General features: G+C 46.9%; 14 protein-coding genes. 6 read left to right on the plus strand and 8 right to left on the minus strand.

What is annotated here, in order from left to right:
* Nucleotides 1–188: 188 nt before the first annotated feature.
* Together ACQ4M5_RS11650 and ACQ4M5_RS11655 are read right to left on the minus strand one after the other, a co-directional pair.
* Nucleotides 189–824 (minus strand): lysophospholipid acyltransferase family protein, encoded by a 636-nt coding sequence (locus ACQ4M5_RS11650; protein WP_430675779.1) that lies wholly within the window; start codon nucleotides 822–824, stop codon nucleotides 189–191.
* A gap of 5 nt (nucleotides 825–829) precedes the next feature.
* Nucleotides 830–2,254 carry a DUF3370 domain-containing protein gene (locus ACQ4M5_RS11655; RefSeq protein ID WP_430675780.1) on the minus strand — a complete coding sequence of 475 codons (1,425 nt, stop codon included), beginning with the start codon at nucleotides 2,252–2,254 and terminating at the stop codon, nucleotides 830–832.
* Between the two features lie 141 nt (nucleotides 2,255–2,395).
* Between ACQ4M5_RS11655 and ACQ4M5_RS11660 the strand changes: the two genes are divergently transcribed.
* Nucleotides 2,396–3,205, plus strand: a complete 810-nt coding sequence (locus ACQ4M5_RS11660; protein WP_430675781.1) for an MORN repeat-containing protein — start codon at nucleotides 2,396–2,398, stop codon at nucleotides 3,203–3,205.
* 91 nt (nucleotides 3,206–3,296) lie between these two features.
* On the opposite strand, the gene ACQ4M5_RS11665 is transcribed toward ACQ4M5_RS11660, so the two are convergent.
* Nucleotides 3,297–3,947, minus strand: a complete 651-nt coding sequence (locus ACQ4M5_RS11665) for a TetR/AcrR family transcriptional regulator (protein WP_430675782.1) — start codon at nucleotides 3,945–3,947, stop codon at nucleotides 3,297–3,299.
* 82 nt (nucleotides 3,948–4,029) lie between these two features.
* On the opposite strand from ACQ4M5_RS11665, the gene ACQ4M5_RS11670 reads away from it, so the two are divergent.
* Nucleotides 4,030–4,980: an alpha/beta hydrolase gene (locus tag ACQ4M5_RS11670; protein WP_430675783.1), complete on the plus strand. Its 951-nt coding sequence runs from the start codon at nucleotides 4,030–4,032 to the stop codon at nucleotides 4,978–4,980.
* 672 nt (nucleotides 4,981–5,652) lie between these two features.
* On the opposite strand, the gene ACQ4M5_RS11675 is transcribed toward ACQ4M5_RS11670, so the two are convergent.
* Nucleotides 5,653–6,042 (minus strand): hypothetical protein, encoded by a 390-nt coding sequence (locus ACQ4M5_RS11675; RefSeq protein WP_430675784.1) that lies wholly within the window; start codon nucleotides 6,040–6,042, stop codon nucleotides 5,653–5,655.
* A gap of 402 nt (nucleotides 6,043–6,444) precedes the next feature.
* On the opposite strand from ACQ4M5_RS11675, the gene wrbA reads away from it, so the two are divergent.
* Entirely contained in the window at nucleotides 6,445–7,074 is a 630-nt protein-coding gene (gene wrbA, locus ACQ4M5_RS11680) for an NAD(P)H:quinone oxidoreductase (RefSeq protein ID WP_430675785.1), read from the plus strand.
* A 309-nt stretch (nucleotides 7,075–7,383) separates the two neighbouring features.
* On the opposite strand, the gene ACQ4M5_RS11685 is transcribed toward wrbA, so the two are convergent.
* Nucleotides 7,384–7,959 (minus strand): CHAT domain-containing protein, encoded by a 576-nt coding sequence (locus ACQ4M5_RS11685; protein ID WP_430675786.1) that lies wholly within the window; start codon nucleotides 7,957–7,959, stop codon nucleotides 7,384–7,386.
* On the opposite strand from ACQ4M5_RS11685, the gene ACQ4M5_RS11690 reads away from it, so the two are divergent.
* Entirely contained in the window at nucleotides 7,948–8,502 is a 555-nt protein-coding gene (locus ACQ4M5_RS11690; RefSeq protein ID WP_430675787.1) for a hypothetical protein, read from the plus strand. The two genes, ACQ4M5_RS11685 and ACQ4M5_RS11690, sit on opposite strands and share 12 nt — an antisense overlap.
* A gap of 249 nt (nucleotides 8,503–8,751) precedes the next feature.
* Here ACQ4M5_RS11690 and ACQ4M5_RS11695 read toward each other — a convergent pair whose 3' ends face one another.
* Both ACQ4M5_RS11695 and ACQ4M5_RS11700 read right to left on the minus strand, forming a co-directional pair.
* Nucleotides 8,752–9,495, minus strand: coding sequence for a nucleotidyl transferase AbiEii/AbiGii toxin family protein (locus ACQ4M5_RS11695; protein WP_430675788.1), 744 nt, complete (start codon nucleotides 9,493–9,495; stop codon nucleotides 8,752–8,754).
* Nucleotides 9,485–9,703 carry a hypothetical protein gene (locus ACQ4M5_RS11700; RefSeq protein WP_430675789.1) on the minus strand — a complete coding sequence of 73 codons (219 nt, stop codon included), beginning with the start codon at nucleotides 9,701–9,703 and terminating at the stop codon, nucleotides 9,485–9,487. Before ACQ4M5_RS11700 ends, ACQ4M5_RS11695 begins: the two co-directional genes overlap by 11 nt.
* A 328-nt stretch (nucleotides 9,704–10,031) precedes the next feature.
* Between ACQ4M5_RS11700 and ACQ4M5_RS11705 the strand changes: the two genes are divergently transcribed.
* Nucleotides 10,032–10,577, plus strand: coding sequence for a hypothetical protein (locus tag ACQ4M5_RS11705; RefSeq protein ID WP_430675790.1), 546 nt, complete (start codon nucleotides 10,032–10,034; stop codon nucleotides 10,575–10,577).
* 150 nt (nucleotides 10,578–10,727) lie between these two features.
* Here the strand turns inward: ACQ4M5_RS11705 and ACQ4M5_RS11710 are convergent, their stop codons facing one another.
* Nucleotides 10,728–12,335 carry a B12-binding domain-containing radical SAM protein gene (locus ACQ4M5_RS11710; RefSeq protein ID WP_430675791.1) on the minus strand — a complete coding sequence of 536 codons (1,608 nt, stop codon included), beginning with the start codon at nucleotides 12,333–12,335 and terminating at the stop codon, nucleotides 10,728–10,730.
* Between the two features lie 201 nt (nucleotides 12,336–12,536).
* On the opposite strand from ACQ4M5_RS11710, the gene hflX reads away from it, so the two are divergent.
* The gene (gene hflX, locus ACQ4M5_RS11715; RefSeq protein ID WP_430675792.1) at nucleotides 12,537–14,198 is read left to right on the plus strand and encodes a GTPase HflX; all 1,662 of its coding nucleotides are present in this window, start codon (nucleotides 12,537–12,539) and stop codon (nucleotides 14,196–14,198) included.

Here is a 14,198-nt window from a genome sequence, read left to right on the forward strand (position 1 = left end):
AACATTTTTTTGACGAAGGCTTTCCTTTCTCTGGCTTCTAAACTATTCTGTTGTATAGGTTCAGTGTTTGGCTCGGAACCGTCGCTTTCGCTTGGCTTCCCTCACCGCTTAATCAATATAACGTGGGAGATAGAAGGGTGTCAATAGGATTTTTCAAAAAAGTTTCGGAATTCGTGGGGTAGAGGGGGTTAAGTCCCACTGGGTAAAGCTCCTAGGATTTCGGAATAAAGAGCTTTGGTGAGAAGTTCGGCGGTTTGCTTGTCGGTTTCCTGGCGGTAGGCGCTTGTATATAGAGGGGCGCTGATTTGGATAGAGATATTTGCGCGGAGTGTGGCATTGGGAGAGTAGGAAAGCGCGATCGGTAAAATCGGCACTTGCACTTTCCCACTCGCCTCCGCCTGAAGCACTAATCTCGCAAGCCCAGTTTTGAATTCTCGTAGGGGTCGATCGCGGACGATTCCCCCTTCTGGAAAAATTACAAGCTTTTGTCCAGCATGAAGAAGTTCGATCGCACTTCGCAAGCTGGAGACGCTTGGACGAGAGAGATTTACTGGGAATGCGCCAAGGCGCTCGATCATCCAACCCTGAATGCCCTCGAATTGGTTGGCGTTGGTCATAAATCTGAGCGGTTCTTTGCTGAGAAGTGAGAGAACGAGTGGGTCCCAACGGCTGAAATGTTTGGAAGCCAGAATTAGGGGACCCTTTTCGGGGAGATGTTCTCGTCCTTGGATGTCGATCGAGCCGAAATAAAGTTTCAAAAATGCTCGATGAATTGGGAAGAGCGACCAGTAAAGCCAGGGTTCGACGGTGGCAAGATTGGACACGATGATTAGCGGCTTAAAGTGCGGATGGTGAGAAGTTGGGGAGGAGTGGCATCGGGTGGATAGAGGAAATCAACCTCAACCGATCGTGTAGCTCCGGGTGGCAGGGTTAGATTGAGTAGGGGTTCGCCTTTTTGTCCGCGACGTTGGACGAGATGGATGAAGCGGGTTTGGGGGATTGAGCGATCGTCGAGATAGCGGAGGCGGACTGTGCCTCGGAAGAAGATTCGAGGATCGGGGGGGTTGAGGAAGACGAGTTCGTTGCGGCTGCGGTCTTGTTTGATTGGGGTTTCGATCGACAATGAAATCGCCTGAGTTTGGCGGGTGGTATTTCGGAGCGGCAGCGTCAGAATGTAGTGCGTTGCGTAATTCCCGTTAGCGAGGTAGGCAGTATCGGGGTAGCGCACAAGCATGGGAGCACTCTGAATTTGTCCGGTGGCAAAGGTTCCTTGTTCAAGTGTACTTAGACCGTAGGAGAAGGCGCGACCGGAGTTTGGGATGCTGAGGTAGTCTTTGCGATTGTCGGTGATGGTTGTGCGCCATTCGGAACCTCTGGAGACTCCAGCCACTCGACCATAGGTGATGTTGGTGCTTTTGGAGTTGGGTGGCGTGGGGGGAATGTCTCTGGGTCCGGCGACTCCAGCATTGACTAAGAGATTGAGCCATTCCTCGATCGTGGGGACTCGCTCGGTTCGATTGGGGTTGAGGGGGGCGAACATGGCGAGGGTGGCGACGTAAACGGGGGCGTTGCTGAAGAGACGCATTAATGTAGAGCGACCGTTTGAAGTTGGGGTGACGGTTCCGGCTGGAATGGGGAGATTCATCAGCATTTGGGCTTGTTTTGGCGGGATGACCATTACAGTTGGGAGATTTCCTTGCCTTCGTCCGCGTAAGATGTCGCTGACGACGCGGCTTCCGGGTCCTGCGAAGACGGTTCCGACTGGATCTTCGACGTAGGAGGGAAGTTCAATAAAGAGAGCATCGGGGCGGGTGAGATAGGTTGCGGCTTGGGAGATCTCAACTTGAACGGGTTGATCGTTTGGGTTGTAGACGACAACGCCTTGGAAGAGCGATCGCGTTTGGCTGGGGTTGCTGGCTCTGGAGATGTGATGGGCGAAGATGTCGAAGCGCCCGTTGAAGGCGTAATTTAGGTGGGCTGAAGGAATACGCATTCCGGTTGGGGGAAAGGTTGAGAGTAGGATTCCTTCGGTTAGAACGACTTCGGGGCTGTTGCTATTGAATACGGGGATGTCGTCGAGTTTGCCGGGGAGCGGGCGAATCTCTTGGGTTTCGATGAATTCTTGGGGAGGGATACTCTCTTGAGGTGGGAGTGTCTCCTGGTTCGTGGGCTGGGGAGCGACGATCGCAGGAGGAAGGCTCGGAACTCGTGTGAGAATCTGGGCAAACGGGGAAATGGGCAAGATCGGAAACATGGATACACTACCAACCGACTTGGAACGATGTGAACTACAGCAAATGTCGAAAATGCTATCCCCTTATAGCGCCATTTTTGACATTCTTTGCCTTAATTAAGCATAGAATTTGTCGCAAACTCACAAAACAAGAGTTCTGGTATGGTGCAAGGTTGTTTAGGTATGAAGGATTTCACGATTTGGTCACGATCGATGACAGGCTTGTTCGGCTTTGTCTTATCGATTACCAGTGTTGGTATTTCGGTCGGATTTTCTGAGGCGGTGAGTGCGGCTCCGAAAAATAGCGATTATTGTGAGGGGCGATTGCAGGATGGATGGCTGACAGGGGTTTATTCTTGTTTGTTTCCGAGCGGGAGTCGGTTTCAGGGGAATTTGCGGAAGTCTGAGCGGGAAGGGCAAGGGGTGTTTATTTTCCCGGATGGGTCGCGGTGTGAGGGGAATTTTCAGGACAATTTATTGAATGGGCGCGGGGTTTGTCGGTTTGCGAGTGGGAATCGGTATGAGGGGGAGTTTCGGCGGAATGTACGAGAAGGGCAAGGGGTGTTTATTTATCGGGATGGGACGCGGTGTGAGGGGAATTTTCGACAGAACGCGATGAATGGATTTGGACGATGTACGTTTCCGAGTGGGAATCGGTTTGAGGGGTCGTTTCAAAATAATGTGCGGCAGGGTCGGGGCGTGTTTGTTTATGCGAATGGGACGCGGTGTGAAGGGGAGTTTCGGCAGAATGCAATGAATGGGATTGGGGTTTGTGTGTATCCAAATGGCGATCGATATGAAGGGGCGTTTCAGAATAATCAGCGGAATGGGAGAGGGGTTTACATTTTTGCGAATGGGCGGCGATCGCAGGGGATTTGGAGAAATGGGAATTTGCCGCAGGTACGACCGCCACAGGCTCGACCGAATCCGCGCCCACGTCCTCGATCGAATCCACGTCGTCGAAGTCGATAGATCTGGCTTCTCATGTGAGACTTGAAGTAAGTCTAGTTGAAAGTCTTATATGAGATTTTGTTTGCGATCGAAATTAGGGGTGGAGAGAGTTCTAGATGGATGTTTGTTCGTTGGATAGGTAGCGCAGCAAGATCAACACAATTTCGTCAATGCAGTTGGTTAAATGATGCTGATTCGAGGGGTGGAGCACTAATTTGTGCGCCATTGCTTCTACGATTTGAACGACTACATAGGCGGATAGCTCGATGTTTCGGGTTGTGACTTGAGGGTGCAGGCTGAGTAGCTGGGTGATTTGATTGACTAGCTCTTGCTCTAGCGCTTCAAATTCTTGCCAAATGCTTTCTGGTAGGGGAATTTCTTCGGAAAGTAGCTGGTGTAGTTTTGGATTTTGAGTGTGAAGGGTAACGGCTCCTTCTACGAATAGGCGTATCGCTGTTTCTAGTGTTTGCGGCTGGTTTTGCGCTTTGGTCAACAGTTGCATTGCGGCGATTTGGCATTCTTCAAGGTGGTGTTCTGCGATCGCGACTAAAATCGAGTCTTTGTTGGGGAAGTACTGATAGAGTGAGCCGATCGATACGCCTGCGCGTTCTGCGATGCGTGTGGTTGTGCCTGCGGCATAGCCGTATTCCTCAAAAACCTGAATCGCTGCTTCTACGATCGCGTCTACGGTGAATTGAGAGCGGTCTTGAGTTGGCTTTTTGTAAGGCTTAGAGCTTTTATTGGTTTGACGATTTCGCGGCATAAGAATGCGAATTGGCAATGCGAATGATTGTTCATATTATCAAGTTGTGAACTGAACTTTATTCACTGAGGTCACAATTCTGATGAATACGTTGACGATCGGGGCAAGGGATTATTGGCAGATTTATTTCGATCGTGAGATTGTGCAACGGAGCAATCAGTTACGGCAGGAGTTCACGATTTTATCGACGGGTGTGGAGTTGCATTTGGATGTTTACGATCGCGGTGAAAGTACGGCTCCGGTGATTTTGTTTAATCATGGTGCGGCTGGATATAGTCGGATGTTTACGCATTTGGCGCTTCAGTTTTTTGATTTGGGGTATACGGTGGTGCTGCCGGATCAGCGAGGACAGGGGTTATCGGGTGGCGATCGGGGAGATTATACGTTTGCGGAGTGTATTCAAAATATTGTGGATGCGGCGAATTGGGCAAAAGACAAGTTTGGGACGGCTTTGTTTTTGGCGGGGGGTAGTTTGGGGGGTGGTTTGACGTATTATGCTGCGGCTGCGGGTGCGCCTGTTTGTGCGATCGCTTGTTTGAATTTGCTGGATCTGGGGACGGATGATGCGCTTTTGTTTTCGCGAATGGCTCCACTCACGAGAATTCCGTTTGTGTCTCAGGTGCTTCAGTCTTCAATGATGTTGCTTGAACCATTTGAGCAGGTTCATATTCCTTATGGGTGGATTGGGGTGTTTGAGAAATTGATGGATGAGCGCGACAGTTTGTTTCAGGCGCAATGGGATGCTGATCCTGTGCCACCGCGAACGATCTCGCTGCGTGGACTTCGGAGTATGTCGGGGTTTCCGCCTGCTGTTTCTTTGGAAGCGAATTCGATTCCGACTTTAGTGCTGAATCAACAGTTTGACAAGATGGTTGATCCGGTGGTGACTCGTCGGAATTATGAGCGGTTAGGTGGGGCGAAACGCTATTTGGAACTTCCGTTTGGGCATTGGTCGAGTCAGCCTGAGTTCTGGAGTTTGTTGGTGACGGCTTGCGATGAGTGGTTTCGGTCTTATGTAGTTGAACAGAATTGATTACCGCGTTTCGGCTGCGCTCAACGCTCAAGCATCAAGATCTTTGCGGGTTGAGCGCAGCCGAAACCCAAATCTAATGTGTATTTGATTTTGTCCATCTACTTATGTCCACTTATATAGAGAATTAAAATGCCCTAGCGAATGGAATTTGCGGCTAGACAAACAAAGTCCGCCGTTGCGGACTGACCAGGAAATAGCTGTTATTGTGCCTGATTTGCGATCGTGCCATTCAATAAAACAGAGTCTCAGATGAGACTTTATATAAGTCTTGCGAAAAGTCTTGTCTGAGACACCGCTTAGATTTAGATTTGCCTGCGATTCTGGGCTGAGATTACTGGTGAGAATTCTGGGGCTAGTTCAGGGTTGAAGTCTTGCGGGTTACGCAGTACATCAAACTTGCTATCTTCTACAGAGTACTTGCTGTAAATGGGTTTTAGACTCCAAATTTAAGAAAAATAATGGAGTGGACTAAAAATGGACTAATTTTCGCGTCTTGCTTTTGGTCCGATCGCAGTTCAATTTCAATTTTGCAAATCCTGTCTCACATTTAGCATCTAAGACTCAAGCAAAGTCTCAATGTAACTCTCATTTAAGATCATCAAACAAAATATAACCGACAAAAACGAATCGCGAGATGGCGCACGTCCTTGTCGGTTACAAATTTAGCCTGAGTTAGTTCATTGCAGACACCGAAGTGGCTGGAGCGCTGTTTTCTTCCACAGGTTTCTCAATCAGTTTGCCATTGCGTCCCCGTTTAGAAGCCCGATTCGCCAATTGGTACTCGCTACTATTTTTTCCGTACCGCGCTCCCACTCCCAAACGTAATCTCTGGCTCAAATCCGCGATCGCATTCTCTTTCTCTCGAATCAGCCGCCGATTATTTGCGATCGTTGCTGCTGCAATATTAAATTGAGCGATCGCGTCCTGCGTTTCTTGAACCAATCGATTTAATTCTTTGACAGACAATCCATCTCCCAAATCCAATGTCGGATCGATCGCTTGTAAATTCGCCAGATCTAATTGTGCTCGTGTAACGGTTGCAGATTTCTTTTGTTGGGTCATTTCCTACTCCCAAAGGTTTTCTCAACCGTAATCGCTCGAAATTTGAATTCAGATTCGTAGAGATCAGGAAATTACAAGGCAACGTGGGATAAAAACAAGTGAATTTGCTTAAGAATTTCTCAAAAAACAATCACACAAATCATTTTTCATCAGTTGAATCTGTTTTTGCACAAAATTTTGCTCAAAAACAACTATCACATTAGCGCAACGACATAAATTGATTAGAAACACTTATATCATTAGCAATTTTTCAACCGTCATCATTCAAATTCACCAAATTCAATACGCATTTCACCGTAGCAATCTCGCGCGATCGCGAAATATCTCTGCACTCCGACTTACGCAAATCCGACTTTGAATTTCTAGCATTGCGATCGCACATCGTAAATTTGAACAAGAGCTATGGATTCCGTCAAAGTGCTAATCGTCTTCTACTCTCGCAATGGTTCAACCGAAGCGCTTGCTAACGCGATCGCAGAAGGCGCAAAATCTGAAGGTGCAGAAGTGATTCTCCGTCGCGCCAGAGAAGTCGTGCCGCCAGAAGTCATGCAAAAAGCAGAAGGTTGGATTGAAAACGCCGATCGTATGAATGCCGCTTACGAAGCTCCAACTCCTGAAGATGCCGAATCCGCCGATGCCATTATTCTCGGCTGTCCCACACGCTTTGGCAGCATGTCTTCAGAACTCAAAGCCTACATCGATTCACTCGGTGGTCTTTGGTTTCAAGGCAAATTGGTCGGTAAAGTTGGCAGTGCATTTACTTCTACATCGAGTGTTCATGGCGGCAACGAAAGCACCATTATTTCGATGTATAACCCAATGGCACACTTAGGTTTGATCATTGTTCCATTAGGTTATGCTGATCCGGCACTGTTTAAAGCAGGAACCCCTTACGGCGCATCAACTGTTTCAGGTCAAGAGAATAATCCACCCTCAGCCGATGACGTTGAAGTTGCAAAATTTCAAGGCAAACGAGTCACTCAAATCGCACGAGCCTTAAAATCTGTCGGTGAAACTGCAACAAAGCAGTAAAACAATCTCATATAAGACAGTCTATGGGACTCACCACGAGTCTCATATAATCTCAAATTAGTAGATACCCTGCACAAATCGAAAATGCCCGCCGAATGGAATTTGGAACTATACAAACAAAGTACGCCGCCGCGCACTAAGGAGATTTCTACGAAAGAGCTTACCGCTTGAAAGACTGCCCTTCGGCTTCGCTCAGGGCGCGATCTCTAGCTAACTGAGCGAAGCCGAAGACAGCGGGTAATTTGTTTTCGATAAATCTCTTAACAGCCATTTTTTCTTAGCCCGTATAGAGTGAATAATGCTGCGCTTTTAGAGATCATCCCAGGTCAGAGAAGGTTCAGCGAGATTCTGGTAAATCACGGGCAGCCAAGTTGCACAAGGAAAGCTATCTTTCAATCCTTGCAGCTTTTCTCTAGACTCTCGAATTGATTCGTATAGTGGCTTTCCACTGGAAAAACTAATCAAGAAATTCTTCAAGAAAGCTTGAGCAACCAGATCGGGCACAGGTTCTCGCATCACAATAAGATAGGGAATTTGCAAATCAGAGAGTTCACGCGCTAGTCCCAGACCATCACAGGAATTAAAAATTGCTAATTTTAACCCTCCAGCGATCGCTTTCTTCATCGCATGTTTCAGTTGTGAAATCGTTAAGCGATCGCTAGAATTCAAAACCAGTTGCCCTGTATCGTTATCAATCCGACTGGAACTATGCCCCGCAAAAAATTCCCAACCGTTTAACCAGAGTTGATCCGTAAGCGACTGAAGCGGGGGTTCAACCAGAAATGTTGTCGAGGCGTTGGGTAATTCGCTCAGTAATATGCGATCGCGTTCGACATCATTCCTCGTACAGCTTGGCTTCCCAGATTGCAAGACGTGTTTAATCAAACTTCTGTACGGTTGAATAACTTCACACCAAATCGACACGAATCCGATCGCAGTAATGAACGCGCCTACTTCCGCGTTGGCGCACAGTTTGGCTACGATTCTGGCAAGCTGAGGATCAACTTAGCGTTTGAAAGTGACGGCAGGGAGTTCTGGACAAATTGTGTAAACAATGCGGGTTGTTTTGCGATCTGCAATCGAGATGTGCAGATGAACAATGCCAGGTTTCAAATTCAACTAGAACCAATCGCTCAAGCAAGCGGCATTACCTACCGTCAGAATGTCGAAGCGAGTCTGAGAGCAGATATTTCGATCGCAGGTTGCAGCAACGATCTATTCGCATTCCTCTGTGACTGGTTTGCTCCAAATGCAGGCAGCGATATTCAGCGCAATGTAGAAGACAACGTAGAAGGCTTCCTCAACAGCGATAGATTACGTCCTGCAATCTCGGCTGCAATGACCAGTGCTTTAGGAATTAGCCCAGGTAGACCTGTGCAAAGCATTAGAGTTTACCAAAACGGAGATCTTGAAGTGGTTCAACCTTAAACAAGTAAGTGGGCTGAATTAATTTGAAGATCACTCGCTCCGTTCTCTCTCGCCCCGGATTGAAATCGGGGCTAACCGTGCGAAGTCCCTTTCAGGGACTAAGAGCGAATCAAGACCTGCTCTTCAGTGGGTTTCAACCCACTTCGCACGGTTAGCCCGAACTTCCAGTTCAGGGCGAGTCAGCCACGAAGCGAGAGAACTTGCAGACTTAGGTTTAATTGCGCCTATCTACTTAGCACATGAGTTCGATCAATCTTCTGCTTGCTCAGTTTCCATTGCTTGACGGATCATCGGCTCAAGCCCAAACTGCTGTGCAAGCTGATCCAAACCATCAGCAATCTCGATCGCAGATCGAACCTGCAAGCGTTGATAACACCGCGATCGATAATCAGGATTCGCTTGAAAACCCAGAATTGATCGCTTAAGTGGATCAATACTCCGATAAGCTGCTTCTGCTTTATCGATCGCAGCTTGTGGAAAGTCGCTATGCTGTTTCAAAATCGCTAAATCAATTAGATCCCGTGAGTCAGTTGAGGAATCTGCCCAACGATCCCCATTTGCCAACAGTTTTTCCGCCACTTGATCAATCACGCTCAAACAAGAAACTGGCGACCAGTCCGGCTTTGAGGGCGATTCTAGAGAAATGCGACCTTCAGCCACAATTTCAAACTTCAGAATTACATTCTCAACTTGAATGCTAAATCGAACCCCATCCCGATCAGTTTTGATCATTCCAGGCAATTGCAAATAATCTCGCCAACTCGGAACAAACAAAGCATCATATCCTCGATCGTAAATTGCCCGTCGCAACTGAGAAAATTCAGCCCCGTAAGGACAAAGAAAATCGATATCTTTGCTAAGTCGGTATTCTCCATAGTTCAATGCCAACATCGTGCCGCCTCCAAAGTAAATGCGGCAAGACTCAAAAAATACACGATCGAGACATTGCAGAACTCGCAAAACAGCGTTGTGAATCGGATGCTCAAAGCTCATTGACTAACCAGGAATGATGTTCGATCGCTAATTGATAAACAATCTCCTTCTCAGTTTCACTCAAGTCCGCAATCACGCCGCGATAGCGCCAGTTTCGTTCATAAAGTTGAATAATTTCTGCATCATTCAACGGGTCGATCGAAGGCGTTTCTCCTTGCCAACAAATCGATCGTAGAAACGGCAGTTCATCAAGTTCGAGTGACTTCATACCAATCCTAAGCAGGTTTATCATCCATCTTAAACGAGACACTCAGCAAGACTCGATATTGGTCTCAACTGAGATACTACAAGTTAAAAAAATCGAATAGCGTTGAAACTATCTTAGAAGTATTTAGAAGTCTATTTTAGAAAATGTATCTTATTTGAGACTGAGGTTAAGTCTAATGACGAAACGAGGATGAGAAACAGAGACAAAGATGATATCACTTTACTCAGTCGGTGTATTTTCACTGCCCTTTAAAGATTCTCTGAAGCGGTAGAAATACGTCTCCCGACAAGATTATGATTCGGGTGAAGTTCTTACCCCAGAAACCTTCATGAAAAAAATCAAACCGCTCTGGGTCGTCTTCCTTCTCATTATTATTTCTATTAGCTTATACTTCGGTCTCGTTGTTCGAGAACTCACACTACCCGGAGGACTTCGCTTAGGATTTGGCGACGATGAAAGCCTCCCTGAAAGAAAGATCGAAGACTTATCCACAGAAGAACTCGAAAAACGCCAAGCGGACTTAAAAAAGCGCTTCACAGAATTCGTCCAGAAAGTCCAACAACCTCAAACCACACTGCCCTTTCAGCGCGTTGATTTTGATCTCACTGGAATTTGGTATGGTTCTGGAACTCTTTCCTATCAAATTGTGCAAAACGGTAATGTTGTCGCAATCCAAGAAAGCAATCCTGTCTATGGAATTGCCGCGATCGGCACTGGCGAAATCCAAGGACAATCGATCATTATCAACTATCAAACCGTGTACAACACCGAAGGAATCGCCAATCTAAACCTCGCCCCAGACGGACGAATCCTTGAGGGCGCTTTCACAGACACTTATTCTGGACACGCAACCTCTGTAAAACTAAATCGATGAAATCATTTGAGACTCGAACTAAGTCTAGGGATAAAATTGATTTGAGAATTGTGAGATAGCGATCGCGCTTCCTCAACATCCGCAAAATCATCTGAGACTCTATTTGAGTCCAATAAAAATCATATTTAAGAATCGTGAGACAACGCTTTATCAATGCCCGCGAAACTTCTGCGAGTAAAACGAAGCCGACTCCAGCCCTTTCGTCGATTCCTGCGTAAACTCAATCAAATGGTGTCCCACCAATCCGATATGAATCACCTGCTCAATCTTCGTTTTCTTCAATGCAGGTGAAGCCATTTGCCAAAACGTCTCGCGATACCGACTAAACACACCCACTCTCAGCAAAATTTTCGCCAACATCAGCAACCCACGCCGCACTTTATCCGGAGCCGTTCTCGCTGGACTATTCGGAACCTTAATTCGATTTGGATAGGTATGCTCACATTGATAAGCAAACCGCTCATACAAAAACTCTGGTTGGTATGCAGTTGCAATACAGCGCTGCCACATCTCAACCACTTGTTCATAAGGCATCAAAAAGTCAATATTCGACTCTCGCCCCTCATCAGCAACAATTCGCCCCTCCACATTCAACCGCTCCCATAGCGGCGTTTTTGGTAGCGCATACAATAAATTGATCGTCAACATCGGAATCTGAGACTGCCGAATAAACTCCAAAATACGATCGATAGTTTCCTCTGTATCCGTATCAAACCCCAAAATAATTCCCGACACCACTTCCATTCCATACCGATTCAACGTTTTCACCGCGTCCAAAATCGGCATACTCAAATTCTGAGTCTTAGAAATCGATCGTAATGCTTCCGGTTCCGGTGTCTCAATCCCACAAAACACTGTACAAAAATAAGCCTCCCGCATCATCTCCAACAGCTTCGGACTCTGCGCCAAATTCAACGTCGCTTCACAAGCAAATTGCACCGGATACCCATTCGTTTTCTGCCATTCAATCAGATGCGGCAACAGTTCCATCACCGCTTTCCGATTCCCGACAAAGTTATCATCGACAAAATAAACGGCTCCCGGATTTCCCGCCTCTAACATCGCATCCAACTCACGCAAAACCTGTTCAGGCGACTTCAATCGAGGATTCCGTCCATACAACGCTGGAATATCACAGAACTCACATTGATACGGACAACCACTAGAAAACTGAATGTTAGCTAAAAAGTACTGATTCAAATTCAACTGATGATAAGCCGGAGTTGGAAACTCAGTCAGAGGCAAGCGATCGACAGTTTCAAACCGAATCTGCTCAGTCGGTCGCGCATCATGCTGATCCAAATATTCGATCATGCGATCGCTCGCATCTCCCAATTCTCCCAAATGCAAAATATCAAAATCCGGATAGTATTCAGGACATCCCGAAACCGAAGGACCTCCTAGCACCGTAATCTTTCCAGCCCGATGTGCCCGCTCATTGATTTGTTGAATCTGCGATCGCTGAATGTGCATTCCACTAACAATCACCACATCCGCCCAGCGATAATCCGCAGCAGTCGCAGGACGAACATTCTCATCAATAAATCGCACATCCCACTCTTGAGGCAAATAAGCTGCCACAATCAACAATCCTTGAGGCGGCATAAACGCCTTCACCCCTTTCAGTCCAAACGCATGATGAAACGTCCCAAACGAGCGGCTGTAAGTAGGAAAAACACAAAGAATCTTACGATGATTTTGAGGAATGTATCGACTCTTTTGTTCAACTGAGCTAGAAGACTCTAAAAGCGTAGTCATTCAACAGTTCTCCGATCGCGATCGACAAAGAAACTGAGAAGTATCGAATTGTTCGACCCACACATCGCCTAAACCCATTTGGGTTGTACAAAATTTCGCACACGCCCTAATGAATGTCAATTCCCGCTCCTACCTAAGTCAGAGGATCATCGTTTCTCAAATCCCTAACTTAGAAATATCGCAGGTCAGCAGGGATTTCTAATGGCAACTGTTTACGGTCATCTTCAAGGCATCCGCTCGACTCACATCAAACAAATTGAAAAACTCTACGAAACTCGTCTCCCCGGTGATAGCTTTATCACACTAGAATTCGCTGAAAAATTGGCATCACTCAGCCAAACCATTCATCAACCGATTTGTTGCTATATCAATCGTCGCGGACAAATTCTTCGAGTCGGTGTTGGAACCCCGATGCAAACCCGACTGCCCGAATCAGAACTACCGCGTCGCAGTCGCGATCGACTCAGTGGAATTCGCTGTATCGTGGCTCAATTCCAACCACCCGACACGAGTGCTTTTATTGCAATGTTACGTCAGCGACTCGATGCGATCGTCGTTCTCACACTCCAAGACAAAACCCAACACTCGTATCTATTGCATCTCGTTCCCGACATTGATCAACCGTGGCAAGTCGAATCAATTCCACTCAACACATTGATCAAACAAGATGCTGATCAACTGATCGATGATTGGGAAAAAGACATTCAAGATGCCGGATTCGATTTCTCACAAACGGTTGAATTCGATCACGATCGAGCTTTACTCATTGGATTGCAAACGAATGAAATGTCCGATCGACGTTTTCAAGATAGCATCGACGAATTGATTCGCTTAGTCGAAAGTGCCAAAGGTGAAGTTTTCGGAGTGATTCAACAAAAGCGATCGAATCCTCATCCCCAAACCGTGATCGGTCAAGGAAAAGTCGAAGAAATCACCTTAGAAGCTCAACGATTAGGAGCAAACCTAATTGTTTTCAATCAAGATATCTCCGCAACTCAAGCCCGAAACTTAGAAGAACAGACTGGTGTGAGAGTAGTCGATCGTACCGAAGTCATCTTAGATATCTTTGCTCAAAGAGCGCGATCGCAAGCTGGAAAACTCCAAGTCGAACTTGCACAATTAGAATACACACTGCCAAGATTACGTGGACGCGGGCAAGATATGTCTCGCTTAGGTGCAGGAATCGGAACTCGTGGACCAGGTGAAACCAAACTAGAAACCGAACGCCGCACGATTCAACGTCGAATTACCCAACTCCAACAAGAAGTCAATCAGCTTCAAGCCCATCGCGCCCGATTAAGACAACAACGCGATCGACAAGACACTCCCACGATCGCCCTAGTCGGTTACACCAATGCAGGCAAATCTACCTTACTCAATGTCTTAACTCGTGCCGAAGTTTACACCGCAGATCAGCTATTCGCAACGCTCGACCCCACCACTCGACGCTTAACCGTAACCGATCCGAACACCCACGATCGACGAAATTTACTCCTCACTGACACTGTAGGATTCATCCACCATTTGCCGCCTGCACTGATGGATGCGTTTCGAGCAACCCTCGAAGAAGTCACCGAAGCAGACGCACTGTTACACGTTCTCGACCTCTCTCATCCAGCTTGGGAGCAGCACTTAGAATCTGTTAATACAGTTCTATCCGAGCTTCCCGCTACTCCACCCGATGCAATTCTGGTGTTTAACAAAATTGATCAAGTCGATCGAGAAACCCTATCACAAGTGCAACAATCCTATCCCGACGCGCTCTTTATCTCTGCTACCGAGCGAATCGGTTTAGACCCTCTAGAACAGCGATTGTTAAAGCTTCCAGACACCCTCACAACCGCCATTCCACTCGTGCAGTAG

Source organism: Leptolyngbya sp. AN10, assembly GCF_050565645.1.
GTDB lineage: Bacteria > Cyanobacteriota > Cyanobacteriia > Leptolyngbyales > Leptolyngbyaceae > Leptolyngbya.

Coding starts and splice junctions, on each gene's coding strand:
- ACQ4M5_RS11655 (WP_430675780.1), bottom strand. CDS start 2,254: ATGTTTCCGATCTTGCCCATTTCCCCGTTTGCCCAGATTCTCACACGA.
- ACQ4M5_RS11660 (WP_430675781.1), top strand. CDS start 2,396: ATGGTGCAAGGTTGTTTAGGTATGAAGGATTTCACGATTTGGTCACGA.
- ACQ4M5_RS11665 (WP_430675782.1), bottom strand. CDS start 3,947: ATGCCGCGAAATCGTCAAACCAATAAAAGCTCTAAGCCTTACAAAAAG.
- ACQ4M5_RS11670 (WP_430675783.1), top strand. CDS start 4,030: ATGAATACGTTGACGATCGGGGCAAGGGATTATTGGCAGATTTATTTC.
- ACQ4M5_RS11675 (WP_430675784.1), bottom strand. CDS start 6,042: ATGACCCAACAAAAGAAATCTGCAACCGTTACACGAGCACAATTAGAT.
- wrbA (WP_430675785.1), top strand. CDS start 6,445: ATGGATTCCGTCAAAGTGCTAATCGTCTTCTACTCTCGCAATGGTTCA.
- ACQ4M5_RS11695 (WP_430675788.1), bottom strand. CDS start 9,495: ATGAGCTTTGAGCATCCGATTCACAACGCTGTTTTGCGAGTTCTGCAA.
- ACQ4M5_RS11700 (WP_430675789.1), bottom strand. CDS start 9,703: ATGAAGTCACTCGAACTTGATGAACTGCCGTTTCTACGATCGATTTGT.
- ACQ4M5_RS11705 (WP_430675790.1), top strand. CDS start 10,032: ATGAAAAAAATCAAACCGCTCTGGGTCGTCTTCCTTCTCATTATTATT.
- ACQ4M5_RS11710 (WP_430675791.1), bottom strand. CDS start 12,335: ATGACTACGCTTTTAGAGTCTTCTAGCTCAGTTGAACAAAAGAGTCGA.
- hflX (WP_430675792.1), top strand. CDS start 12,537: ATGGCAACTGTTTACGGTCATCTTCAAGGCATCCGCTCGACTCACATC.